The organism is Methylobacterium sp. Gmos3, assembly GCF_056430985.1.
Window position 1 is genome coordinate 471395 of the sequence record NZ_JBWJYL010000003.1, and the last position, 25129, is coordinate 496523.

Annotated in this window: 24 protein-coding genes; 3 read left to right on the forward strand and 21 right to left on the reverse strand. The window is 68.6% G+C overall.

Features of this window, described 5'->3' with window-relative positions; all coding sequences use genetic code 11:
• Positions 1-35: 35 nt before the first annotated feature.
• From mutL to ACS5Q7_RS08635, 8 genes are all read right to left on the reverse strand, one after another.
• Positions 36-1934 (reverse strand): DNA mismatch repair endonuclease MutL, encoded by a 1899-nt coding sequence (gene mutL / locus ACS5Q7_RS08600; protein ID WP_478338904.1) that lies wholly within the window; start codon positions 1932-1934, stop codon positions 36-38.
• A 51-nt stretch (positions 1935-1985) separates the two neighbouring features.
• On the reverse strand, positions 1986-2342 hold the full coding sequence (locus tag ACS5Q7_RS08605; RefSeq protein WP_478338905.1) for a hypothetical protein: 357 nt from the start codon (positions 2340-2342) through the stop codon (positions 1986-1988).
• 235 nt (positions 2343-2577) lie between these two features.
• Positions 2578-3336, reverse strand: a complete 759-nt coding sequence (locus tag ACS5Q7_RS08610; protein WP_478338906.1) for an SDR family NAD(P)-dependent oxidoreductase — start codon at positions 3334-3336, stop codon at positions 2578-2580.
• A 7-nt stretch (positions 3337-3343) separates the two neighbouring features.
• The gene (locus ACS5Q7_RS08615) at positions 3344-4330 is read right to left on the reverse strand and encodes a branched-chain amino acid ABC transporter permease (protein ID WP_478338907.1); all 987 of its coding nucleotides are present in this window, start codon (positions 4328-4330) and stop codon (positions 3344-3346) included.
• 23 nt (positions 4331-4353) lie between these two features.
• On the reverse strand, positions 4354-5241 hold the full coding sequence (locus ACS5Q7_RS08620; RefSeq protein ID WP_478338908.1) for a branched-chain amino acid ABC transporter permease: 888 nt from the start codon (positions 5239-5241) through the stop codon (positions 4354-4356).
• A gap of 27 nt (positions 5242-5268) precedes the next feature.
• Positions 5269-6486, reverse strand: a complete 1218-nt coding sequence (locus ACS5Q7_RS08625; protein WP_478338909.1) for an ABC transporter substrate-binding protein — start codon at positions 6484-6486, stop codon at positions 5269-5271.
• A 59-nt stretch (positions 6487-6545) separates the two neighbouring features.
• The gene (locus ACS5Q7_RS08630; protein ID WP_478338910.1) at positions 6546-7286 is read right to left on the reverse strand and encodes an ABC transporter ATP-binding protein; all 741 of its coding nucleotides are present in this window, start codon (positions 7284-7286) and stop codon (positions 6546-6548) included.
• The gene (locus tag ACS5Q7_RS08635) at positions 7279-7998 is read right to left on the reverse strand and encodes an ABC transporter ATP-binding protein (RefSeq protein WP_478338911.1); all 720 of its coding nucleotides are present in this window, start codon (positions 7996-7998) and stop codon (positions 7279-7281) included. Before ACS5Q7_RS08635 ends, ACS5Q7_RS08630 begins: the two co-directional genes overlap by 8 nt.
• A 211-nt stretch (positions 7999-8209) precedes the next feature.
• On the opposite strand from ACS5Q7_RS08635, the gene ACS5Q7_RS08640 reads away from it, so the two are divergent.
• Entirely contained in the window at positions 8210-9358 is a 1149-nt protein-coding gene (locus ACS5Q7_RS08640) for a DSD1 family PLP-dependent enzyme (protein WP_478338912.1), read from the forward strand.
• Between the two features lie 114 nt (positions 9359-9472).
• Here ACS5Q7_RS08640 and fae read toward each other — a convergent pair whose 3' ends face one another.
• On the reverse strand, positions 9473-10012 hold the full coding sequence (gene fae, locus ACS5Q7_RS08645; protein ID WP_243930090.1) for a formaldehyde-activating enzyme: 540 nt from the start codon (positions 10010-10012) through the stop codon (positions 9473-9475).
• A gap of 60 nt (positions 10013-10072) precedes the next feature.
• Positions 10073-11332: an NRAMP family divalent metal transporter gene (locus tag ACS5Q7_RS08650; protein ID WP_478338913.1), complete on the reverse strand. Its 1260-nt coding sequence runs from the start codon at positions 11330-11332 to the stop codon at positions 10073-10075.
• A gap of 74 nt (positions 11333-11406) precedes the next feature.
• On the opposite strand from ACS5Q7_RS08650, the gene ACS5Q7_RS08655 reads away from it, so the two are divergent.
• Positions 11407-11622, forward strand: a complete 216-nt coding sequence (locus ACS5Q7_RS08655) for a hypothetical protein (RefSeq protein ID WP_478338914.1) — start codon at positions 11407-11409, stop codon at positions 11620-11622.
• Positions 11623-11626: 4 nt separating this feature from the next.
• On the opposite strand, the gene ACS5Q7_RS08660 is transcribed toward ACS5Q7_RS08655, so the two are convergent.
• The 10 genes from ACS5Q7_RS08660 to ACS5Q7_RS08705 form a co-directional block, all read right to left on the reverse strand.
• The gene (locus ACS5Q7_RS08660) at positions 11627-12085 is read right to left on the reverse strand and encodes a hypothetical protein (RefSeq protein WP_478338973.1); all 459 of its coding nucleotides are present in this window, start codon (positions 12083-12085) and stop codon (positions 11627-11629) included.
• Between the two features lie 95 nt (positions 12086-12180).
• Positions 12181-13377: a lipid-A-disaccharide synthase gene (gene lpxB / locus ACS5Q7_RS08665; protein WP_478338915.1), complete on the reverse strand. Its 1197-nt coding sequence runs from the start codon at positions 13375-13377 to the stop codon at positions 12181-12183.
• Positions 13374-14237 carry an LpxI family protein gene (locus ACS5Q7_RS08670; RefSeq protein WP_478338916.1) on the reverse strand — a complete coding sequence of 288 codons (864 nt, stop codon included), beginning with the start codon at positions 14235-14237 and terminating at the stop codon, positions 13374-13376. The genes lpxB and ACS5Q7_RS08670 overlap by 4 nt, the downstream gene beginning before the upstream one ends.
• Positions 14238-14246: 9 nt before the next feature.
• Complete coding sequence (lpxA, locus tag ACS5Q7_RS08675; RefSeq protein WP_478338917.1) at positions 14247-15065, reverse strand: acyl-ACP--UDP-N-acetylglucosamine O-acyltransferase; 819 nt, start codon at positions 15063-15065, stop codon at positions 14247-14249.
• Between the two features lie 4 nt (positions 15066-15069).
• Entirely contained in the window at positions 15070-15534 is a 465-nt protein-coding gene (gene fabZ / locus ACS5Q7_RS08680; protein WP_478338918.1) for a 3-hydroxyacyl-ACP dehydratase FabZ, read from the reverse strand.
• Positions 15535-15643: 109 nt separating this feature from the next.
• Positions 15644-16705: a UDP-3-O-(3-hydroxymyristoyl)glucosamine N-acyltransferase gene (gene lpxD, locus ACS5Q7_RS08685; RefSeq protein WP_478338919.1), complete on the reverse strand. Its 1062-nt coding sequence runs from the start codon at positions 16703-16705 to the stop codon at positions 15644-15646.
• A 176-nt stretch (positions 16706-16881) separates the two neighbouring features.
• Positions 16882-19440 (reverse strand): outer membrane protein assembly factor BamA, encoded by a 2559-nt coding sequence (gene bamA / locus ACS5Q7_RS08690; RefSeq protein ID WP_478338920.1) that lies wholly within the window; start codon positions 19438-19440, stop codon positions 16882-16884.
• A gap of 417 nt (positions 19441-19857) precedes the next feature.
• Complete coding sequence (rseP, locus tag ACS5Q7_RS08695; RefSeq protein WP_478338921.1) at positions 19858-21012, reverse strand: RIP metalloprotease RseP; 1155 nt, start codon at positions 21010-21012, stop codon at positions 19858-19860.
• Between the two features lie 126 nt (positions 21013-21138).
• Complete coding sequence (locus ACS5Q7_RS08700) at positions 21139-22725, reverse strand: DHA2 family efflux MFS transporter permease subunit (protein WP_478338922.1); 1587 nt, start codon at positions 22723-22725, stop codon at positions 21139-21141.
• Between the two features lie 11 nt (positions 22726-22736).
• A complete protein-coding gene (locus ACS5Q7_RS08705; protein WP_478338923.1) occupies positions 22737-23948 on the reverse strand; it encodes an HlyD family secretion protein in 1212 nt (403 codons plus the stop codon).
• 125 nt (positions 23949-24073) lie between these two features.
• Between ACS5Q7_RS08705 and ACS5Q7_RS08710 the strand changes: the two genes are divergently transcribed.
• Positions 24074-24700 (forward strand): TetR/AcrR family transcriptional regulator, encoded by a 627-nt coding sequence (locus ACS5Q7_RS08710; RefSeq protein WP_478338924.1) that lies wholly within the window; start codon positions 24074-24076, stop codon positions 24698-24700.
• 36 nt (positions 24701-24736) lie between these two features.
• Here the strand turns inward: ACS5Q7_RS08710 and trxA are convergent, their stop codons facing one another.
• Entirely contained in the window at positions 24737-25066 is a 330-nt protein-coding gene (gene trxA / locus ACS5Q7_RS08715; RefSeq protein ID WP_243952045.1) for a thioredoxin, read from the reverse strand.
• Between the last annotated feature and the right edge of the window lie 63 nt (positions 25067-25129).

Consider the following 25129-nt stretch of genomic DNA (forward strand, 5'->3'; position numbering starts at 1 on the left):
CTGCGTTCGCAATGACGGCGAGGGATGCAGCAGCGTCACCGCCGCCCGAACAGCCGCTCGATGTCGGAAAGCTTCAGCTCCACCGAGGTCGGGCGGCCGTGGTTGCACTGGCCGGAATTCGGCGTCGCCTCCATCTCGCGGAGCAGGGCGTTCATCTCCTCCGGCTTGAGGCGCCGCCCGGCCCGCACCGAGCCGTGGCAGCTCATCCGCGACAGCACCGCGTCGAGGCGAAGGCCGAGCGGCCCCGTCTCGGTGGCGGGGTCGCCGCCCTCCTCGAGGCCGCTGGCGTCGAGGGCATCGAGGATGTCCGTCACGAGGTCGCGGATGCTGGCGCCGACGAGCAGCGCCGGCACCTCGCGGATCAGCACCGCGCCCGGCCCGAACGGTTCGAGGCTCAAGCCCAGCCGTTCCAGATCCGCCGCGCAGGCACAGAGCCGTTCCGCCGCCTCCGGCTCCATCTCCACCACATCGGGGATCAGCAGCCCCTGCCGGGCGATGCCGCCCGCCGCCCGCTGGGCCTTCAGCCGCTCGTAGACGAGGCGCTCGTGCGCCGCGTGCTGATCCACGATGACGAGGCCGTCGCGGGTCTGCGCGAAGATGTAAGTCCCGTGGATCTGCGCCCGCGCCGCACCGAGGGGGTGGTCCTCGCCCGCCTGCTCCGTGTCCGGTGCGGCTTCCGCCTGGGGCGGCAGCGAGGGGATGGGTTCCAACAGCGCCTGGACCGATTCCGCGAGGCCGGGCGTCGGGCGATAGGCGGGCGCGCTGTAGCCGGAGGGGGCCGCGAAGGAGGGCAGGTCGCGCGGCAGTGGCGCGGTCGCCGTGCGGAACAGGGTCGGGGCCGCGTAGCCCGTATGCGCGGCCATGCGCGGCAGGGTCGGGCGCAGGGCCTCCAGGGTCCGCTGGCCTCCGGTGGTGGCGGAACGCGCCCCGCCCCGGCGGAGGGCGTCGTGGATCGCGCTGACGATCAGCGCCCGCACGAGGCCGGGCTCGCGGAAGCGTACCTCCGTCTTGGCCGGGTGGACGTTCACGTCCACGAGGTCCGGCGCGCAGGCGATGACGAGGCCGAGCACCGGGTGCCGGTCGGAGGCCAGGGTGTCGGCATAGGCGCCGCGCACCGCGCCGAGCAGCAGCCGGTCGCGCACCGGGCGCCCGTTCACCACGAGGTGGATGTGGCTCCCCACCCCCCGGTGATAGGTCGGCAGGCCGACATGGCCGGTGACGGCCAGCCCCTCGCGCTCCAGATCGACCGGCAGGGCGTTGGCCGGAAAGTCCGGCCCAAGCACCGCAGCGAGCCGGCGCAGGGAGGCCTCGTCGCCCGTCTCGGCGGGGAGAACCAGGGGCTGCCCCGCCTCGGTGCGCAGGGTGAAGCGGATGCCCGGCTGCGCGGCGGCGAGGCGGCGGATGATCTCGCCCACGGCCGCGTTCTCGGCCCGGTCGGACTTCAGGAACTTCAGGCGGGCCGGGGTGGCGGCGAAGAGGTCCGTGACCTCGATGCGGGTGCCGCGCGCGCCCGCCGCCGGGGCGACCTCGCCCTTGCGGCCGGCATCGACGACGAGGCTCGCCCCGGCGTCGGCACTTTCGGCGCGGGTGGTGATCGACAGGCGCGACACCGCGCCGATGGAGGGCAGGGCCTCGCCCCGGAATCCGAGGGTGGCGATGGCGCCGAGGTCGCCATCGGGCAGCTTCGAGGTGGCGTGGCGCTCGACCGCGAGGGCGAGGTCGTCGGGCGACATGCCGCGCCCGTCATCGACCACGCGGATCAGGCGGCGTCCGCCGCCTTCGATGGTCACTTCGATGGCGCGCGCGCCCGCGTCGATGGCGTTCTCGACCAGTTCCTTGACCGCCGAGGCCGGGCGTTCGACCACCTCGCCCGCCGCGATGCGGTCCACGAGAACGGGGTCGAGGCGGCGGATCGGAGCGGCGGGAGCGGACATGCCCCGCCAGACTACCCCCTGAAAGCTCCGCGCGACAGGGGCGGCATGCGGTCAGGCGAAGCGGCTCGACCCGCCGAGGCTGATCCGCGCCGCGCCGCTGGCGCGGGTCCCGTGGGTCGGCGCCGTATAGGGCCGCCGAGAGAGATCGTAGAGGGCGTTGCCGATCAGGCCGCCGGCCCGGCGCAGGCTCGACCCGTCGCAGGTGGCGGCGATGCGCACGCCGATCTCGTGGGTGTGGCTGCGCCCGTAGAGCCAGACCGCGAGCCGTGCCCGCGTCGATTCAGGAATGCCTTCCACGAGATCGGGCAGATCGCCCGGGGCGGCCCTCGCGAGCCGACCGACCGTTTCGGGCGGGACAGGGCAATCGAGGGTCGGGTCGTCGAAACTGCGGGAGCGGGCCTGGGACATCACTTCACCCATCAGCTGATGAATGGATGATGAGGTTCGATTGGTTAACGAAAGGTAGCGTGACCGTTTAGGCGGCTCTGAAGACTTAGCCGCGCGACGGATAAATCTGCTTTCGCTGCGCTTCCGAACGAATTCCGGTGCCGGAATGCAACACAAGCTTGGCCTTGGCGTCTTTTGGCGGCACAAGCCATTTGCTTCCACGTTGAGCGCCCTAGACAGCGCTTGAGCAGAACGCTCAGCGCGGCGCCATCCGCAACGCGCCATCGAGGCGGATGACTTCGCCGTTGAGCATCGGATTCGCGAACGCGTGGCCGACGAGGGCCGCGAATTCCGACGGCCTGCCGAGGCGCGCCGGGAAGGGCACCGATTGGCCGAGCGCGTCGCGCACCGGTTCGGGCAGGCCCGCCATCATCGGGGTCTCGAACACGCCGGGCGCAATCGTGACGACGCGGATGCCGTGCTGCGCCAGTTCCCGCGCCAGGGGCAGGGTGAGGCTCGCCACGCCGCCCTTCGAGGCGGCATAGGCGGCTTGGCCGATCTGCCCATCGAAGGCGGCGATGGAGGCGGTGGAGACGATCACCCCGCGCTCGCCCTCGGCGTTCGGCGCCCCGGCCGCCATCGCCTGCGCGGCGAGGCGGATCATGTTGAACGTGCCGATCAGGTTGACGCGCACGGTGCGGGCGAAGGCATCGAGGTCGTGCGGTCCGTCCCGCCCGACCACGCGGCCACCCGACACGATGCCCGCGCAATTGACGAGCCCATGCAGGCCGCCATGCGTCGACACGGCGGCCTCGACCGCCGCACGGCCCTGCGCTTCGTCGGCGACGTCGGTGCGGACGAAGAGGGCGCCGAGCGCCTGCGCGACCTCTTCGCCGCGCGGGTCGAGATCGGCCAGGACGAGCTTCGCGCCTTCGGATGCGAGGTGTTCGGCGACGCCCCGCCCGAGGCCGGAGGCGGAGCCGGTGACGAGGACGACGTGATCGGCGGTCTGCATGGGACCGCTACAGCGGCTTGCGCAGCCGGCGCGCGATGAGGCCCACCACGCCCTCGCGGAACAGCAGCACGCAGAGGACGAAGACGCAGCCCTGGATCACCGTCACCCACGCGCCGAACTGCGCGAGGTAGGTTTCCATCGTGACGATCACCAGCGCGCCGACGATGGGGCCGAACACCGTGCCCATGCCGCCCACCAGCGTCATCAGCACCACCTCGCCCGACATCGACCAGTGGACGTCGGTGAGCGAGGCGAGCTGGAACACGATGGCCTTGGTGGCGCCCGCGAGGCCGGCGAGCGTCGCCGAGAGGACGAAGACCGCGAGCTTGTACTGGTTCACGCGGTAGCCGAGGGAAACGGCCCGGTTCTCGTTGTCGCGGATCGCCTTCAGCACCTGCCCGAAGGGCGAGTGGATGATGCGGTAGATCGCGAGCATCCCGAAGAAGAACACCACCGCGACGAGGGCATACATCGCCCGGTCGTCGTCGAGGGGGATCGCCCCGAACAGGGAACCGCGCGGCACCGCCTGGATGCCGTCCTCGCCGCCGGTGAACTTCGCCTGCAGGGCGAAGAAGAATGCCATCTGCGCCAGCGCCAGGGTGATCATCGAAAAGTAGATGCCCTGCCGCCGGATCGCCAGTGAACCGAAGACCAGCCCGAGCAGGGCGGCGGTGGCGGTGCCGAGCAGGATCGCCAGTTCCGGGGTCAGCCCCCACATCTTGGCGCTGTAGGCCGAGAGATAGCTCGCCATGCCGAAATAGGCGGCGTGGCCGAAAGAGAGCAGGCCGCCGTAGCCGAGCAGCAGGTTGAAGGCCAACGCAAAGAGCGCGAAGCACAGCACCTTCATCAGGTAGACGGGGTAGAGCACCATCGGCGCCGCCACGAGCAGCAGGGCGAGGCCGATGAAGATCTTGCGCTGAAGCGCCTTGTCATCCCGGCTCGCCGGCAGGGCGGCGGCGATCGGGGCGGAGTCGAGGGCGGCGGTGTCGGCCATGTGTGTCGAGCCTCGATTCGCGGTCAGGCCGTGCGCCCGAACAGGCCGGCGGGTTTCACGAGCAGCACCACCACCATGATGACGAAGATCACGGTCGAGGAGGCCTCCGGGTAGAACACCTTGGTCAGGCCCTCGACGAGGCCCAGCGCGAAGCCGGTGATCACGGAGCCGATGATCGAGCCCATGCCGCCGATCACCACCACCGCGAAGACCACGATGATGATGTCCGCGCCCATGTTCGGGTTCACCGAATAGATCGGCGCGGCGAGCACCCCGGCGAAGCCCGCGAGCGCCACGCCGAACCCGTAGGTCAGCGTCAGGAACAGCGGCACGTTCACGCCGAAGGCCTGGACGAGTGTCGGGTTCTCCGTGGCCGCGCGCAGATAGGCGCCGAGCTTGGTCTTCTCGATGATGAGCCAGGTCGCGATGCAGACGGTGAGCGAGGCCACCACCACCCAGGCCCGGTAGTTCGGCAGGAACATGAAGGGCAGGCGCTGCCCGCCCGACAGTTCGGCGGGGATCGCGTAGGGCAGGCCCGACACGCCGTACTGGTTGCGGAACAGGCCCTGGATGATCAGCGCGAGGCCGAAGGTCAGGAGCAGGCCGTAGAGGTGATCGAGCTTGTAGAGCCGCGCGATCAGCACCCGTTCGAGGATCACCCCGAACACGCCGACGACGAGGGGCGCCAGCCCGAGCGCCCACCAATAGCCGAGGCCGAGATAGGTGAGCAGCATCCACGCCACGAACGCGCCCATCATGTAGAGCGCGCCGTGGGCGAAGTTGATGATGTTCAACAGGCCGAAGATGATCGCCAGCCCGAGCGACAGGATCGCGTAGAACGAGCCGTTGATCAGCCCGAGCAGGAGCTGGCCGAACAGCGCCTGGGTCGGCACGCCGAAAATCGTCATCATCGCCGATACTCCCAGACGCCTACACGCTCAGCCCTTCACCAGCGGGCAGTTGCCCTCGCCCAGCGGGCGGAAGACCTGATCGCCGGGGATCGTCTCGAGCTTCTTGTAGAGGTCCCACTCGCCCTTGGACTCGGCGGGCTTCTTGACCTCGAACAGGTACATGTCGTGGATCTTGCGGCCATCGGCCCGCACCACGCCCTTGCCGAACAGCGGGTCGTCGGTCGGCATCGCCTTCATCTTGGCGACCGTGGCGGCGCCGTCGGCGGTCGACTTCATCTCCGCCACCGCCTTCAGGTAGTGGAGCACGTCCGAATAGACGCCGGCATGGTTCGACGTCGGCTTCGAACCCTTCATCTGCTTGGCGAAGCGGTCGGAGAAGGCGCGGGTCTGGTCGTTGAGGTCCCAGTAGAAGGGCTCGGTGAGCACGAGGCCCTGCGCGACCTTCGTGCCGAGGGAATGCACGTCCGACGAGAAGACGAGAAGGCCGGCGAGGGACTGGCCGCCCTCGGTGATGCCGAACTCGCCGGCCTGCTTGATCGAGTTGATGGTGTCGGCGCCCGCGTTGGCGAGCCCGATCACCTTGGCGCCGGAACTCTGCGCCTGGAGCAGGAAGGACGAGAAGTCGGCGGTGGGGAACGGCGTCTTCACCGAGCCGACGACCTTGCCGCCGTTCTTGTCGATGACCTTGGTGGTGTCGCGCTGGAGCGTCTGGCCGAAGACGTAATCGGCGGTGAGGAAGAACCACGTATTGCCGCCGCGCTTCACCATGGCGCCGCCGGTGCCGTTGGCCAGCGCCACCGTGTCGTAGACCCAGTGGATGGTGTTCGGGCTGCATTGCGGGCCGGTGAGGTCGGCGGTGCCGGCGCCCGTGTCGATGAAGACCTTGTTCTTCTCCTTCGTCACCTGGCTGATCGCCAGGGCGACGGAGGAGGTCACGCCGTCGGTGATCATGTCGACATGATCGCGGTCGTACCATTGGCGGGCGATGGCCGCGCCGACATCCGGCTTGTTCTGGTGATCGGCCGAGACGATCTCGACCTTCAGGCCCTTCTCCTCGGGCTTGAAATCCTCCAGCGCGAGCTTGGCGGCGACCACCGAGCCCTCACCGCTGATGTCGGAATAGGCGCCCGAGCGGTCGCCCAGGATGCCGATCTTCACGGCGGTCTGTGCCGAGGCCGGCAGCACCATGGCCGCGCTCGCCAGAAAGGCGCCCGCGAGTGCGGCGAGCGGGAAACGTCCGTTCATCGGTGTCACTCCTTGGGGCCTCATCGGCCGGTCGACAGTCGTACTTTGAACACTTGGGCTCACACGCCGAGATAGGTGTGGAGCTTGTCGATATTCGCGTCGAGATCGGCATTGGCGATCTGGTCGACGACCCGCCCCTGCTCGATCACGAAATGCCGGTCGGCCAGCGTCTGCGCGAAGCGGAAGTTCTGCTCCACGAGGACGATGGTATAGCCATCCGCCTTCAGCTTCTGGATCGTGCGGCCGATCTGCTGGACGATCACCGGAGCCAGTCCTTCGGTGGGCTCATCGAGCAGGATCAGCTTCGCGCCCGTGCGCAGGATGCGGCCGATAGCCAGCATCTGCTGTTCGCCGCCCGACAACTTGGTGCCCTGGCTGCCCGCCCGCTCCTTGAGGTTCGGGAACAGGGTGTGGATCTCGGCCACCGTCATGCCGCCGGGCTTCACCCGGGGCGGCAGCATCAGGTTCTCGTGCACGGTGAGGCTCGAGAAGATGCCGCGCTCCTCCGGCACGTAGCCGAGGCCGAGCTTGGCGATCTTGCGCGAGGCCATGCCGATGGTCTCGACCCCGTCATAGACGATGGAGCCGGTGCGGCGCCCGAGAATGCCGATGATGGCCCGGAGCGTCGTGGTCTTGCCCGCGCCGTTGCGGCCGAGCAGCGTGATGACCTCGCCGGCCTTCACATCGATGTCGATGCCGTGGAGCACGTGGCTCTCGCCGTACCAGCCCTGAAGGCCGCGCACAGTGAGAAGCGAGGCCGCCGCGGCGGCGGGGGATGCCTTCATGGCCGCCTCAGGCATGTCCCGCCCCGATGTAAGCCTCGATCACGCGGGGATCCTTCGAGACGGTGGCGTAATCGCCCTCGGCGAGCACCTGGCCGCGCGCCAGGACGGTGATGCGGTCCGACAGGGACGCCACCACCGACAGGTTGTGCTCCACCATGAGGATGGTGCGGTCCTTGCCGACCCGGCGGATCAGCTGCGCGGTGCGGTCCACGTCCTCGTGGCCCATGCCGGCCATCGGTTCGTCGAGGAGCAGCATCTCCGGGTCGAGGGCCAGCGTCGTGGCGATCTCCAGGGCGCGCTTGCGGCCGTAGGAGAGTTCGACCGCCAAGGTGTTGGCGAACTCCGAGAGGCCCACCGCCTCGACGAGTTCCAGCGCCTCGGCATCGAAGGCGCGCAGGATCTTCTCTGAACGCCAGAAGTCGAACGAATCGCCGTGCCGCCGCCGTTGCAGGGCGATGCGGACGTTCTCCATCACCGTGAAGTGCGGGAACACGGCCGAGATCTGGAACGACCGGACGAGCCCGAGCCGCGCCACATCGGCGGGTTTCAGGCCTGTGATGTCGCGATCCTTGTAGCGGATCGAGCCTGCGGTCGGTTGCAGGAACTTGGTGAGAAGATTGAAACAGGTCGTCTTGCCGGCCCCATTGGGGCCGATCAGCGCATGGATCGTGCCGCGCTCGACTTGCAGCGCAACGTTGTTGACCGCACGAAATCCTTTGAATTCCATGGTCAACCCTTGAGTTGCCAGGATCACGTCCCGTCCCAAGAGCGGCCCTCCCCGCATTTGTTTAAGGCTCTATGGACGAAGGCATCTCGCGCCGTCCACCGGATTCGGCGAACCGATCCAAACAATCCACGGCCGCTGATACGCCGACAGCGGTTTTGCCGGCTCTCCCGAAGGCCTAAAGGGGCTGAGGGGTTCGCGGAGTGGTGATGCGATGACGGATTCGACGGACGGGCTCGATGGCCTGCAAACGCCTTGCCTCCTCCTCGACAGGCGCAAGCTCGCCGCCAACCTCGAAGGGATGCGCGCTCAGGTCGAGCGGCACGGCGTGACCTTTCGTCCGCACCTCAAGACCGCGAAATCCATCGACGTGGCCCGCATGGCGATGACGAGGCCGGACGGCCCCGCCACGGTCTCGACCTTGAGGGAAGCCGAATATTTCGCGGAGCGCGGCGTGCGCGACCTGACCTATGCGGTCGGCATCGCGCCCCACAAGCTCGACCGGGTCGGCGCCATCCGCCGCCGCTGGGGCGCGGACTTGGCGGTGATCCTCGATTCCCTCACGCAAGCCGAGGCGGTCGCGCAGTGGAGCCGCGCCACCGGGGACCGTCTGCCGGTCTTCATCGAGGTGGACCCGGATGGCCATCGCTCCGGCGTAAAGCCCGGCGATGCCGAGCTCCTGCGGGGGATCGGCGAAAAGCTCGCCGGTGCCGCGGACCTGCGCGGCGTGCTGCTCCATGCGGGTGAGAGCTACGGGCTCTCCGATCCCGAGGCCCTGGCGCAGGCTGCCGAAGGCGAGCGCCGCGCGGCGGTTCAGGCGGCGGAGGCTCTGCGGGCAGCGGGCTTGCCCTGTCCTGTGGTGAGCGTCGGCTCGACGCCGACCGCGCGCCACGCCCGGCACCTCAACGGCATCACCGAGGTGCGGGCCGGCGTCTACATGTTCGGAGATCTGGTCCAGGCCGGGATCGGCTCCTGCGCCGTGGACGACATCGCCGTCTCGGTGCTCGCGAGCGTGATCGGCCACCGACCCGACAAGGGCTGGATCATCACCGACGCCGGCTGGATGGCGATGTCGCGCGACCGGGGTACGGCGGCGCAGGCCGTGGACCAGGGCTACGGCCTCGTCTGCGACCGGGCGGGGCGCCCCTTCACGGATTTGATCGTCGCCCAGGCGAACCAGGAGCACGGCGTGCTCGCCCTGCGAAAGGGTTCGAACGCCGAGCGCCCCGATCTGCCGGTCGGCACGCTGGTGCGGATCCTGCCGAACCACGCCTGCGCCACCGCCGCGCAATACGATCGCTACCATGTCCTCGACGATGAGGGCCGCGCCTCGGCGGTGTGGGAGCGGATCAACGGGTGGTGAAGGCTGCGACCGTCATTGCGAGCGTCAGCGAAGCAATCCAGGGAGCCGCACCGTTCTGAGGCGTCCCGCATCCCTGGATTGTTTCACTGCGTTCGCAATGACGGAAGGCGTTTCTCAATACTCGATCAGGTCTTCGAGCGCGTAGTGCTTCACCGTCTTCCGGTTGGCGATCAGCTCGTCCACCGTCGGCTCGCCCTTCAGGGCGCGGGCGATGGCGAGTTTCGTCGCCTCGTAATTGGTCCGGTAGAGATCCTTGCGGTCGAGGTTGTCGTCGTCCGCGCAGCGGATATCGAGCCAGATCATGATGATCATGCAGAGGTCGTCCAGGCCCTCCTTGGGGAGAATGCCCTCGATGATGCAGTCCACGATGGCATCGCCCGTCGCGGCCTGGACGACGCCGCCCAGCAGCTCGACGTAATCGGCGCTCTGGATCGTGACCTTGCTGGTCATCATCGTCACCGGGCGCACGAGCTGGTTGAGGTCGCGCACCACGTACATGCGGGTGTGACCCTGCGCCTGCCCCATCATTGAGGCGAAGGCCTGGCCCACCGGCCCACGGACCGAGCCGATCAGCACCTCGGGCATGGCGTCGGTGTACTGGCCCTCGGCGGCCAACACGGTCGCCTCACCGGCGCGGAACCAAATCTCTGACATGAACGCCTCCTTGTCGCGCCGGGGAGACATCATCCCTCCCACGCCGTCAACCGGGACTCGTCAGATCAATCCAATTCCGTCGAGGACACCCACCATCGCGAAGGCGACCGTCACCGCCGACACCACGTAGACGACCCACTTGTAGGTCCCCTGCACCCGCTTGTCCTCTGGCAGCGCCCGCGTCGCCAGGAGGATGAGCAGGCCGAGCGCCAGGGGCAGCAGCAGGGCGTTCATCACCTCGACGGCGACGTTCAGGGTCACGAGATTCGAGACGAGCTGCACGGCGATGGCGCCCGCGATCACCGCGACGGTGAAGATGGCGTAGAAGGCCGGCGCCTCGCGTGGGGACTTCTCCAGCGAGTGCGGACGGCGCGTCACGTCGCCGAAACCCCAGGCCAGTGCCAGCGCGACGACGTTCAGGGCGATGAAGGCGGCGGCGATGATGCCGATCCCGAACACGACCTGCCCGAGCCACGGCCCCAGGGCCGGGGTGAACGCCTTGGCGAGATCGCCCACCGTCTCCAGCCCCTGCTTCGAGCCCTGGCCGGATTGCCCGATGGTGGCCGCCGCCGTGATGAGGATCGCGCCCATCACGCATTGCGAGATCACCGCGCCGATGAACGTGTCGAGCCGCGCGCGGCGCATGTGATCCCAGCCCAAGCCTTTGTCCACGATGGCCGATTGCTGGTAGAAGATCATCCACGGCATGATGACCGCGCCGATATTGGCGGCGATCAACACCCGGAAGTCGCCGTTGCCGAGCGGGATATGCGCGAACGATTTGAGGATCGCGTCGGGATCCGGCTTGGCCGCGATGGCGAGCCCGATGAAGACCAGTTCGAACAGCCCGACTACCAGCGCGACGCGTTCCACCCGCCGGTAGCTGCCGGTGAAGACGAGGAGCAGCAGGAGGACGGCCGGAAGCCCGAGGCTGACGAGGCGCGGCACCCCGAACAGATCGCCGATACCGGCGATGCCGGAGAACTCGGTGACGATGGCGCCGACCCCCGCCACGACGAGCCCGGCATAGGAAATCCAGGCCAGCACCGGCCCGTAATGATCGAGGATCAGCTCGCCGTGGCCACGTCCGGTCGCCGTCCCGAGCCGGACGGTGAGTTCCTGCACGATGTAGAGGATCGGAATCAGCAGAAGCTGAAGCAGGAGGAGCGAATATCCCCACTTCGCTCCGCTCTGCGCCGCCGTGATGAGGCTGCCCACATCGGTATCGGCCAGCATGACCACAAGACCGGGACCGGCGACCTTGAGGAAACCCGACAGGCGAGGCAGTGAGGAGGCCGTGGAGGCTTGGCGCGTCGGCATGGGGCGGGAACAGGCCGTATCGGCGCCGGTTCCGCTCGATGGCGGGGTGCGTCATTTCTCACGAGGGGAGCGCCATGGCCGAGCAGCCGGGACGAGAGGCAAGCTGGAGCCTTCAGGCCAGCGCCGTCAGCGAGGGCGTTCGCCTCGAACTCACCTTGCCCGATCTCGCCGGCCAGCCGGTGACGGCGGCGGTGATCCTCGACCGTTCCGAGGCCAGGGCCTTCGCCCGCGCCCTGCTCGCAGCGGCGGGCGATGCGGCCGAGCGCACCTTCCAGCGCCCGGAACTCTGAGGCCTTACTGCGCCTGGAGGCCGGGGCGGCGGCCCGGCAGACGCGGAACCTTGGTGCCGCGCTTCTCGATGGGCGCGGAGCAGGAATAGGCGAACTCGATCTTCAGGGCGTCGAAATCCGTCTCGCCGGTGATGGTGCAATCCTCGCGGATGGTTTCATCGAGATAGGCGCGGGCCGCCGTGCGGAACCGCCCGGTGCGCGTCGCGGCCGGATCGGGGTCGATGCGCAGATCGTTCAGGTTGCAGCCCGTGACCTCGCGCAGAGCGTTCGAGACGATGAGCATCCGGCGCTGCTGCCGGTTGTCATAGACCTCGTAGGGCTCCTTGCAGCCGATGGTCACGACCTGCGACGGCAGGCCGACATAGGTCTTCGAGATGTAGGAGAAGCTCGTCGCGGTGCAGCCGGCCAGTGCCGCCGCCACCAGGGGAGCCGCAAGGATGAGGAGCGGAAACCGCCGCACGATCCGCCAACCCTCTTTCAACCGGGATGTCCCGACCCGCTCGGGTTCCCCTTTCCGCATTGAACCGCGCCTCACTCTGCGGTCAAGCTGTCCGGACCTTAGCTCGGTCCGCTCTTACCGGCCTGTGGCTGGTTCGCCACCGCCGGAGACCGCAGCATGGCGAGCACCACCCGCGCCGCCGCCCGGCTCGGGGTGTCGCCGTCCGGCAGGATGGTGAGGTCGTCCATCCGTGCGAGGGCCGCGACCTGCGCCTCCCGCTCCGCGCCGCCGCGCAGCAGCGGCAGCAGCGCGGCCGAGAGGTTTTCCGGCGAGCAATCGGCCTGCACGAATTCCGGCATCGCATTCCGGTTGAGGATCAGGTTCGGCAGCACGATGCTCGGCACCTGGATCAGCCGGCGGGCGATGAACTCCTCCGCCCGCGAGACCTTGTAGGCCACCACGCTCGGCACCCCGGCCAGCGCCAGTTCCAGGGTCACGGTGCCCGAGGCCGCGAGCGCCGCACGGCTGGAACGGAACGCCGCGTACTTTTCAGCTTCGCCGGAGACGATCCGCACCGGCACGTCCCAGGCCTTCGCCAGTTCCTCGATCCGCGCCCGGTGGCGTGAGACCGCCGGCAGCACGGCGTCCACGGAGACCTCGCGCGCGACCCGCGCCAGGGTCGGGCCGAAGACCGGCATCAGCCGCTCGATCTCGGACCGCCGCGAGCCCGGCAGCACGACGAGCGGGTAGGGCACCCGCTCGCGCCGCGCCTGCGCTTCCGCATCGGGCTGCAACTCGCCGAGCCGCTCGATCAGCGGATGGCCGACATAGGTGCAGGCCGGACCCCCGAGGCGCTGGTGCGCCTCCGGCTCGAACGGCAGCAGGGCGAGAACGTGGTCGATGAAGGGACGCATGCCCTTCGCCCGCCAGGGGCGCCATGCCCAGACGCTCGGCGAGACGTAATTCACGATGGGGATGGAAGGCACCGCCTTGCGCACCCGCTTGGCGACCGCATGGGTGAAGCCGGGGCTGTCGATGATGACGAGCACGTCCGGGCGCGCGGCGACCACGTCGTCCGCCGTCTCTCGAATGCGGCGCAGCAGCGTGCGTGCGCGGGCCAGAACCGGCAGGTAGCCCATGACCGCCACGTCATCGAGGGGGAAGAGCGAGGCGAAACCCGCCTCCGCCATGGCTTCCCCGCCGACCCCGCCGAAGGTGACGCCCGGCGCCGCCTCGCGCAGGGCGCGCATCAGCTTCGCGCCGAGCTGATCGCCGGAATCCTCGCCCGCCACCAGCCAGATCCGGGGGGCGCTCAAGCGTCGCCCTCGAAGCCGATCACGAACAGGCCGAGCCTGTCGGCCTCTGCGGCGGTGGCCGCGCGATCGATGATCAGCGTCCGCCCCGCCTTCAGGGCGAGGCCCGCGCACCCGGCCGCATGGGCGTTGCGGATCGTGCGTGGGCCGATGGTCGGAAGGTCGATGCGCAGATCCTGGCCGTGCTTCGGGGCCTTCACCAGCACCGTGCCGGCATTGGGCCGACCCCGGCCGAAGGGCTTGCGCCCGAGCGCGCGGGCGCGGGCGAGCATCTTGTCTGTGCCCTCGGGTCCCTCGACCGCCAAGACACGGTCTCCGGCCACGGCCACCGCCTGCCCGACATCGAAGGAGGACAGCGCGGAGAGAACTGCTTGCCCCGTTCGGATCGACGCCTGGGCCTCGCCGTCTGCCTTCACGAGCCCGAGCGGTCCTTCCGGGCAGAGCAGATCCGGCGCCGCCTCGTGCACACCGAGCACGCGGTGGCCGTTCTCTTCCACCAGCGACACGGCGGCGCGCAGGAGGCGATCATCGCCGCCACCCGCGATTTCGCGCAGGGCATCGCGGTTGCGCCACGCGGCGCCGGCATTGAAGATCGCCGCCGCGCTCGGCCGGGCGACGCTGCCCGCCGGCACCACCACCGCGGGACCCCAGCTCTTCAGGTGGGCCAGCGTGGCGGCGAGGTCGAGGAGATCGACCACCGCATCCGCCCGCCCGCGCAGGGGGCGGCCGGTGAAACCCCGCAGGGCGATCATCCGGAACGGCTTGCCCGCCCTGACCAGGGAATCGGCGACGAGTTCCGGCAACCGGCCGGCGCCGGCGATCAGAACGAGGTTTCCCCCGCCGGGCGAAGCGGCCTGCGTCATGGGGATGCGTCAGGCACCGCCTACGGCGGCGGGGGCCTCGCGCGGAGTGCAGATCGACCGCTTGCCCCCCGCCCGGATGAAATCGAGGATCTCGCGCACGGCCGCGTGGGATTCGAAGGTCGTCGCCACGTCCTCGACCCGCTCCATCAGCGTGCCCTCCTGCGCGAAGAGCAGCCGGTAGGCCCGGCGCAGGGTGTGGATGTCCTCGCGGGCGAAGCCTCGGCGCTGCAAGCCGACGATGTTCAGCCCCGACAGGTAGGCCCGGTTGCCGAGCACCATGCCGTAGGGGATGCAATCGTTCTCCAGGCCCGAGAGGCCGCCGACGAAGGCGTGCGCCCCGACCCGGGCGAACTGGATCACCGCCGCGCCGCCGCCGAGGATCGCGTAATCGCCCACCCAGCAATGTCCGGCGAGCATCACGTTGTTGGAGAAGACCACGTTCGAGCCGACATGGCAGTCATGCCCGACATGGGAGTTCGCCAGGAAGGCGCAGCGGTCGCCAATCACCGTCTGCAACCCGCCGCCGGCCGTGCCGGGGTTCATGGTGACGCCCTCGCGGATCAGGCATTCCTCGCCGATCGTCAGCGTCGAGGGTTCACCGCGATATTTCAGGTCCTGCGGCGGGTGGCCGATGGAGGCGAAGGGAAAGATGCGGGTGCGCGCGCCGATGTGGGTGCGCCCGGCCACGACCACGTGGCTCACCAACTCGCAGCCTTCGCCGAGCACCACGTCCGGCCCGACATGGCAGAATGGGCCGATCCGCACCCCATCGCCGATCTCGGCGCCGGATTCGACCACGGCGCTCGGGTGGATCGCGGGTGCGCTCATCACTCTACTCCGTCACCAGCATGGCGCCGATCTCGGCCTCGGCCACCAGCACCCCGTCGACCTTCGCCTCGCCCCGGAACCACCACATCGTGCGCCGGTGATTGATCTTGCGCATCTCGAAGCGGATCTGGTCGCCGGGGATGACCGGCTTGCGGAACTTGCACTTGTCGATCGTCATGAAGAACACCTGCTTCGTGCGAAGCTCGTCCGCCATGATGTGGCGGCAGCAGATCGCGCCGGCCGTCTGCGCCATGCCCTCGATGATCAGCACGCCGGGAAAGACCGGCAGATTGGGGAAATGGCCCTGGAACTGCGGCTCGTTCGCCGTGACGTTCTTGATGCCGACGCAGGACTCGTCCCGGTCGATGTCCACGATGCGGTCCACCATCAGGAACGGGTAGCGGTGCGGCAGCAACTCCAACAGCTTGTGGATGTCCGCCGTCCCGAGAACCTGATCCGCCTCGCTCATCGTGCTGTGCCGCCCTCGCTGCCCGCCGGCGCCGTGCCGGCGGCGGCCTCTCTTTTGCAGAAAACCGTGGATGTGCAAGGGCGCGAGCGCTGTTTACGCCCCCAGCGGCTCAGGACTTCTCGCCCTCGGCGGCATCCTGGCCGGATCTTTCCGCGAGGCGGGCGAGGGTGGTCAGCTCCCGGAACCATGCCCGCACCGGCTTGGCCGGCGTCCCGCCCCAGCGTGAGCCCGGCGGCACGTCGCGGTTGACGTTCGAGGAGCCGGCGATCTGCGAGCCGCGCCCGATGCGCAGGTGCCCGACCACGCCGACCTGCCCGCCGAGCACGACGTAATCCTCCAGGGTGGTGGAGCCGGAGATGCCCACGCCGGACACGATCACGCAATGGCGCCCGATCACGACGTTGTGGGCGATCTGCACGAGGTTATCGATCTTCGTGCCCTCGCCGATCACCGTGTCGCGGGAGGCGCCCCGGTCGATGGTGGTGTTGGCGCCGATCTCGACATCGTCCTGCACGATCACCCGGCCGACCTGCGGCACCTTCAGGTGCGTCGCGCCCATGGCGAAGCCGAACCCGTCCTGCCCGATCCGGGCGCCGGGATGGACGATGACCCGGTTGCCGACAAGGGCGTGGCTCAGGGTCGTGCCGGCGCCGATGGCGCAATCCCGGCCGATCCGCACGCCCGGCCCGATCACCGCGTTGGGGCCGATCACCGTGCCCGAGCCGATCTCGGCCCCCGGCCCGACGACAGCGCCGGGATCGACGGTGACGCCCTCCTCAAGCCGCGCCTCGGGGTGGACATGGGCGCCGGAGGCGAGGCCCTTTCCGCCGAATTGCGGACCCGGCCGCAGGGAATCCGGATGCAGGCGCCCGAGCAGGGCGGCATAGACGCGATAGGGATCGCGGCAGACGATGGCCACCGTGTCGGCGGGAACGCGGGCGGCGAAGCGTGGCCCGACGAGGCAAACGCCCGCGCGGGTCTGCGCCAGGGCCTCGCCGTAACGGGCGTTGTCCATATAGGCGAGGTCGGAGGGGCCGGCGCTCTCGAGGGGGGCGGCTCCGCTGACGGTGCGGGCCGGATCGACGCCCTCGGGGAGGGCGGTGCCGGCGGCCGCGGCGATGTCGGCGAAGGCGATCGCAGCCGAGGGCGTGAAGAACTCTGTGTCGGACATCTCGAACCAAACCGCGCCGATTCCGCCCGTCGTCGGGCTCGGCGCGTCCGGCGAGGGGGCTCCCTGAATCGAAACGTCCCCGCATGGGGGACGGTCGTGATCGGGGAGCGTTGGGCCGCTCTATAAACGAGAAACTCCGGCCGGGGCATCCCCGGCCGGAGCATCGCAGTGGGATCTTAGAAGCGCGAGCCGCCGGAGAAGCGGAACGCCTGGGTCTGATCCCGGCCGATATGGCCGTACTTGTTCAGGCCGGGGACGAAGACCTTCTCACCCTCGTCCTTGCTGAGCGCGTAGGCGTAGTCGAACCGGATCGGGCCGAGCGGCGAGTTCCAGAGGATGGACGCACCGACCGAGGACCGGATCACGGCCTTGTCGCGGACGTTCACGCATTCCGGCTCCACGCCGATGGTGAAGGCGTTGAAGTTACACCGGCCGGCAGCGAAGCCGTTGATGAACTGGTCGCCGTTCACGTCGAAGGTGCGCTGGCCGTGGTAGCCGAACAGCGTACCGGCATCGGCGAACAGGGCGCCCTTCAGGCCGAGATCACGCGGCACGCCGTAGAGCGGGAACTGCACCTCCAGCGTACCGCCGACATAGGTCGAGCCGCCGATGGCGTTGGAGCGGGCGTCGGCGATGCCGACGTCGCGCGGGCCGATGCCGTTCGGCGCGAAGCCGCGCACCAGCGACGGGCCGAGGAAGAACTCGTCGGTCACGCGCAGCGGCTTGCCGTCCAGCGCCTCGACGTGGCCACCCTGGAAGCGGACGAAGCCGACGACGTCTTCGTACAGCTCTTTGTAGTAGCGTGCATCCGCCGTGACGCGGAAGAACTTCGAGTCACCGCCCAGGCCGGCGACGTCCGGCTTCAGCTCGGCGTAGATGCCGTTATGCGGCGCGCCGATGACGTCGAGGGTCGAGTAAGCCAGCGTCAGACCGGCAAGCGAGGTGAGGGTGTTGCCCTGCGAGCCCTTGATGGCGATCGAGGCTTCACCGTCATACGCACAGTTCGGGTAGATCGACTGACCGCTGACGTCGCGACCGTTCAGGACTGTGCCCGCAGCGTAGGTCTGCGTGTAGCCCGGGATCGGTATCGAGCAGTCGTTGTACGGCCGCTTGATGCTGTTCGGGACCTTCAGCTCGGTGTTGTACAGCGAGTAGCGGAGGGTGACGCCGAATTCCTCGGTGATCGGCAGGCCGAGGCGGAGCTGGCCGCCATAGACGGTCGTCTCGTAGCGCGAGTACCGGGTCAGGTCCGAGTACTTGTAGAAGGCGTCGAAGCCCGCCGCGAGGCGGTAGCCCATGAAGTACGGCTCGGTGAACGAGAAATCGACACCGCGCGAGTACTGGCCGCCGGTGCCGGCGAGGCGCACGTACTGGCCACGGCCGAGGAAGTTCGACTCGGAGACCGAGACTTCGCCGATGATGCCGTCCTGGGTGGAGTAGCCGCCCGCCACCGAGAACGAACCCGTGGGCTGATCCTCAACGTCGATGTTCACGACGACGCGGTCGGGCGAGGATCCGGGCTCGTTCGAGAACCGCACCTTCTTGAAGAAGCCCAGGCCGTTCAGGCGGCGTTCGGCGCGGTCGGTCAGGACGCGGTTGTAGGCGTCGCCCTCAGAGAAATCGAGTTCGCGGCGGATGACGTAATCGCGGGTGCGGGTGTTGCCGCGGATGTTGATGCGTTCGACGTAGACGTGCGGGCCGTCCTCGACCACGAAGCCGAGGGAGACGCGCTGCGTCGCCGGATCGCGCTGGCCGGTCGGGCGCACCTGGGCGAAGGGGTAGCCCGCCCGGTTCACGTCGCGGGTCAGGGTGTTGAGGGTCTTCTCGACGTCGTCGGCGTTGTAGGTGTCGCCCACGTTCGTCGCGATGTCGTTGCGCAGGGCCTCGGTGTCGAGGTTGGGCAGGCGCGAGTCCACCGCCACGGCGCCAACCGCGTATTGCTGGCCCTCGTTGATGGTGATGGTGACGACGTAGCCGGATTGCTCGCCCTCGACGTAGCGCGCATCGGCGTTCACCACCTGGAAGTCGGCATAGCCGTTCTTCAGGTAGTAGCGGCGCACCTGCTCGAGGTCCTGGCTGATCCGCTCGGGATCGTAGACGTCCGAGGTCTTGATGAACGACAGGAAGTTCATCTCCGACGAGCTCATCAGCCCGCGCAGCGTCCGTTCCGAATAGGCCTGGTTACCCACGAAGGTGATCGAGAGGATGCCGGTCTTGTCGCCTTCATCGATGTCGTAGATCACGTCGACGCGGCCGTTCGGCAGGGTGACCGTCCGGTAGGTGACCTTGGCGAGGCCACGGCCGAAGCGCTTGTAGACGTCGCGGATGCGGGCGAGGTCGGCGTTGATCGTGGCCTCGCTGTAGGGGCCCCGCGACTTCGACTCGACGACGCTCTCCAGCGTCGCCTTCTCGACCTTCTTGTTGCCCTCGAACACCACCCGGTTGATCAGGTTGTTCTCGCGCACGGTCACGACCGTGCGGCCGCCGCCCTGGGACACCTTCACGTCCGAGAACATGCCGCTGGCGAGCAGGTTGCGGCGGGCTTCCTCGGCGGAGCCCGAAGCGGTGCCGGTGACGTAGGAACGAATGGTGTCGGAATCGACGCGCTGGTTGCCCTGCACGACGATCTGCTGAGCCTGGGCGGCTCCGCCCAGGACCATACCCGCCCCTGCGGAGATCAGGACGATGGTCTTCCGCATCGACTTACGCCGATGCTTGCCCGTCAACGACATCATGCAATCGCCCGTTTCTGATCTGGTCGCAGGCCTTGCCTGCGCGGGCGACCGTTGGTCGATCGTCCCATTCCCGTGGTCCAAGCGTGGCTTCGGTCCAAGCAAAGCTCTTAAAGGGATTCCCCCGTCAAGCAAACGTGGCCGTACCGTTCAGAGAGGGATTTTGGGGGGTCGTGGCCTTCGCGCCACTTAACGCGCCGCTCACCGTCCGGCGAAAGCGCCGATCATACTGAACGAGGGGTAAATGCCTCTCGCCATATGCAATTTCTGGTATGCGACGCGGCCGGTTAACCCGTCATGATCCATGCCGACCGCCCATTCGGGACGGTCCCAGGGCCGGGATTGTGGCGGCGGCTGGGCACGGGGGCGGGGACGCGCGGGTATATTTTTGCACCCTATCCACCGCCCGGCCGAGCCGGATCAGGTGTTCCGCAGGGAAGCGCCGAGGTTGAGGATGTCGTTCCAGGCGGCGAACAGCATGAGCATCAGCACCAGGGCGAGGCCGATGCGGAAGCCGACCTCCTGGGCGCGCTCGCTGAGGGGGCGGCCGCGCACCACCTCGAAGGCGTAGAACAGCAGGTGCCCGCCATCGAGCAGCGGCACAGGGAAGAGGTTCAGCAGCCCGATCGAGACGGAGAGCAGGGCGATGAGCCCGACCAGCCCGCCGACGCCGCCGGTCTTGGCGACCTCGCCCGAGACGCGGGCGATGCCGATGGGGCCGGAAAGCTGATCGGCGGATTCACGGCCGGTGATCAGCTTGCCGAGATAGGAGAAGGTCCGCTCCACCACGAAATAGGTTTCGCTCACCCCGAGCTTCAGGGAGTCGGCGATGTCGTAGTGGACGAGCTTCGCCTCGCTTCCGTTCGGCGAGCGGATGCCGAGCCGGCCGATCCGGTGGCGGCCGAAGGGCGTGCGCTCCTCGATGGTGGCCGGCGTCGCGTTGATGGTGATGGTGCGACCGTCCCGCTCGACGGTGAAGGCGAGGGGCGTGCCGGCCGAGCCCGTCACCGTCCGGTACATGGCGTTGAAATCGCCGATGCGCTCGCCGTCGATGGCGGTGATGAGATCGCCCGGCTTGAAGCCCGCCTGATCGGCGACGCTGCTCGTCTCGACGGACGAGACGCGGGCCGGCAATTCGTAGCGCCCGCCGAGCCAGATCGCCCCGGCGAAGAGGACGATGGCGAGGATGAAGTTCGCCACCGGCCCAGCGGCGACGATGGCCGCGCGCTTGGCGACGGGCTGGGTCGGGAAGCTGATCGCCCGCTCCTGCGGGGTCATCTGCGCGATCAGTTCGGCGGCGGGTACGCTGGCGCCGTTGGCATCGCCGTGGAACTTCACATAGCCGCCGAGGGGGATGGCGCAGAGCTTCCAGCGGGTGCCGCGACGGTCGTTGAAGCCGAACAGTTCGGGCCCGAAGCCGATGGAGAAGGCGTGGACGCCCACCCCGCACCAGCGGCCGACGAGGAAATGGCCCATCTCGTGCACGAAGACGACGACCGTGAGCACGAACAGAAACGGGATGAGGGCGCCGAAGAAGCTCCCGGCGGTGCCGCCCATAGCGTTGAGAAAATCCATGCGTCCCGTCCCGGCCGTCGGCGCGGGGCGTCCTTCCGTCGGTCCCGCGATCCGTCAATAGCAGATCGGTGCTGCCGGACGCTAATCAATCCTGCCGCAGGGTTTCTGCCCCCGCAATTCACCTCGTCAGTGGCCTCCGCCTCCACCCCCGCCGGCCCTCGGCTTGCGGATCAGCGGCACCGCGCAGGCCATGGCGAGGAACAGCACGGTGAGGACGAGGAACACGTCCTCGAAGGCCATCACCAGACCCTGGATGCGCACCGTGTTGGTCATGGCCTTGAGCGCCATGGATGGGGCGGCGCTGCCGAAATCCGAGAACCCGCGCTGCATGGCGTCGAGCCGCTCCAGGGCCGGCGCGTGGGACCAGGTGAAGCGCTCGTGCAGACGGGTGAGATGCAGGTCCCAGCGGTCGTTGAGGAGGGTGTTGATGAGCGCGAGCCCCACCGCGCCGCCGAGATTGCGGGTGAGGTTGTAGAGCCCGGAGGCGTTCTTCATCCGCGCCGGGGGCAGGGTGCCAAGCGCGATGTTGTTGATCGGGATCATGCACAGCATCAGCGAGCAGCCGCGCAGCACCTGGGGCCAGAGCAGTTCCCAGAAGTCCCAATCCTTGGTCAGGCCGGTGACGATCCAGGTGCCCGCCGCGAAGCCCGCAAAGCCGATCGCCATGAGGATGCGCGGATCGACCTTGCCGGAAAACCGCCCGGCGATGGGCGCGGTGGCGAACATGCACAGCCCCGAGACGAACATCGTCTCGCCGATCATCAGGGCCGAGTAGCCGCGCACCCGGGCGAGATAGACCGGGTAGAGGTAGGTCAGCCCGTAGAGGCCGATCCCCATGATGAAGCTCGCCACGCAGCCGCTGGCGAAGTTGCGGTCGGAGAAGGCGCGCAGGTCCACGATGGGCTGGCGGGCGGTGAAGGCCCGCCAGAAGAACAGCAGGCCGCTCGCGACGCAGATTATGGCACAGGCGAAGACCGCCTCGTCCTGCAACCAATCATGGTTCGGGCCTTCCTCGAGCACGTATTCCATGCAGCCGAGGAAGGCGGCCATCGCGCCGAGGCCGAACCAGTCGAAATCGTCGAGGAGCGAGAGGTTCGGCTTATCGAAATCCACGAGGATCGCGGTCGAGACCGTGACGAGAAGGCCGGGCACGACGTTCACGAGGAACAGCCAGTGCCAGGACATCAGGTCGGTCAGGTAGCCGCCGACCGTGGGGCCGATGGTCGGCGCCAGCGTCGCCACGAGGCCGATCATCGGCGAGACGATGGTGCGCTTCGAGGGCGGGAAGATCGTGAAGGCCGAAGCGAAGACGGTCGGGATCATCCCGCCGCCGATGAAGCCCTGAAGCGCCCGCCAGACGATCATCTCGCCGATGGACGAGGACGAGGCGCACATCAGGCTCATGGCGGTGAAGCCACCCGCCGAGATGGCGAACATCCACCGGGTCGAGAGCACCCGCGAGAGGGTGCCCGAGAGCGGGATCGAGATGACCTCCGCGATGAGATAGCTGGTCTGGACCCAGGGGATCTCGTCGCCGGAGGCCGAGAGGCCGGCCTGGATCTCGTTGAGGGAAGCCGAGACGATCTGGATGTCCAGGATCGCCATGAACATCCCGAACACCATGCACAGGAAGGCGATCATCCGCCGCCGGTCGAGGGGCGGATCGGCCGGCACCGGGATGGCGGCCGGCGAGAGGGCGGCGGAGGCGGCCATGGCGACGTGCCTCAATGCGCCTCGGCGACCTGGGCGTTCTCGCGCCCGCCCGGCTCGCGGGTGTCCACCTTCACCACCGCCGAGAGGCCCGGCCGCAGGATGCCCTCGCGGGCGACGTCGAGGGGCACCTTCACCCGCACGGGCAGGCGCTGGACGATCTTGGTGAAGTTGCCCGTGGCGTTGTCCGGCGGCAGCAGGCTGAACACCGAGCCGGAGGCCGGCGAGAAGGATTCCACCACGCCCCGGATCGGCCGGTCGGGATAGGCATCGACGGTCACGATCACCGCCTGGCCGGGGCGCATCCGCTCGACCTGCGTCTCCTTGAAGTTCGCGTCGATGCGCACGCTCTGCAGCGGCACGAGGGCGGCCACGCGGGTGCCCGGCGCCACGTAGGCCCCCGCCTCCACCGCCTTGTTGCCGACCACGCCGTCGAAGGGGGCGCGGATCACGGTGAAGTCGAGGTCGCGCTGGGCGCGGTCCACGGCGGTGCTCAATTCGGCCGAGAGATTCCGGGCCTCCTTCTGCTGGGCGCGGAGCACGTCGACGTTGGCGCGGGCGGCGAGCAGGGCGGCTTCGGCGCCCTTCACCGCGGCTTCGGTGCGGTCACGGTCGGCCTTGGTCTGGTCGATGCGCGACTTGGCGACGAAATCGGCCTGCATCTGCGTGGCGCGGCGGTAATCGGCATCGGCGCGCACGGCGTCGGCGCGGCTCGCCTCCACCTGCGCGGAGGCCTGCGCGACCTGTGCCTCGGCGGCGTCCGCCTGCCGGCCGATCCGCTCGATGGTGCTCTGCTGGGTGGCGAGCTTGTCCCGCGCCGATTGCAAGGCGAGCCGGTAATCGCCGTCATCGAGCTTGGCGATGACATCGCCGCGCGCGACGGTCTGGCCGTTCACCACGGGCGCGGCTTCGAGATAGCCCGAGACCTTGGCGGCCAGGATCGAGATGTCGGCCTGCACATAGGCGTCATCGGTCGAGATGAAGAACCGCCCGACGCTCCACCATTGCCAGCCCTCGTAGCCGCCCCCGCCAACGGCCGCCGCCAGCAGGCCGAGGAGCAGGAGCTTGCGGAGCGGACGCTTGCGCTTCACCGGTTCGGCCGGCGCCAGGGCCTGCGCGGGCAAGGTGGCCACCGAACGGGAATCGGCGCGCGGCGCAGACGCTGCGCTCAAGCTCTCGTCGTCCGCGACCTCGGTCGGCCGCCCGGCATCCTCACGGAGGGACATCCGAATACACTCCAGTTTGACCGAACCGTTCGGTCAATGCGCGGGGCGGGCGTTGACGCCGATCCCGAATTCGCTCAGCATATGTTGACCGAACCGTTCGGTCAATAAGCTTGGGAGCTGAGAAGGTGGCCGGGACGAGTGCCGTCGAGCGCGACGGAGTCGAGACGGAGAAGCGGCGGCAGATCCTGGAGGGCGCGCGCCGGGTCTTCACGGCGTCGGGCTTCGACGGGGCGAGCATGGGCGAGATCGCCAAGGCCGCCGGCGTGTCGAAGGGGACGCTCTACGTCTATTTCGACAGCAAGGACGCGCTGTTCGAGGCGCTGACCATCGCGCAGAAGCGTGACCTCGCGGAGGCCCTGTTCTCGCTGGATGTCGAGGATCCCGACATGCGCGGCGTGCTCACGCGCCTCGGGCGGATCTATCTCATCGAGATGAGCAAGCCCGAGCACGTCTCGCTGGTGCGCATGGTGATCGGCGCCTGCGAGAAGTTCCCGCATCTGGGGCGGGCCTTCTTCGAGGCGGGGCCGGCGCTCGGGGTCGAGCGGCTCGCGGCCTATCTCGACGCACAGGTCGCGGCGGGGCGCCTGAACAAGGCGGACACGACGCTCGCCGCCAAGCACTTCCTGCACCTGTGCCAGGCGGGTCTATTCACGCGGCTCCTGTTCTCGGCCGGAGGCATCGAGAACGAGGGCGAACTCCACCACCGCGTCGATGAGGCGGTGCGGATCTTCCTCGCCGGCTACGCGCCGTAAGGGCGCCGGGCCGCGCGGCCCGACGCCTTGTCCGGATCAGGCCGAGGCGGTCTGAGCCGAGATCCAGCGGGACAGGTCGCCCTTCGGGGCTGCGCCGACCTTCTGGTCGACCCGCTCACCGTTCTTGAACAGGAGCAGCGTCGGGATCGAGCGGATGCCGTACTGAGAGGCGATCCCCGGGTTCTCGTCGACGTTGACCTTGGCGATCTTCACCTTGCCCTGGAGATCGGTCGCGATCTCTTCGAGCGCCGGGCCGATCTGCCGACAGGGGCCGCACCATTCGGCCCAGAAATCCACGACGACCGGCTCGGCGGACTTGAGAACGTCCTGCTCGAAGCTCGCGTCGGTAACCTTCACCGTCGCCATCGTACTACCTTTCGCAACGCCGCCTGCCGGAGGGGCCGGGCGGCCACGGACGGACTCGCGCCC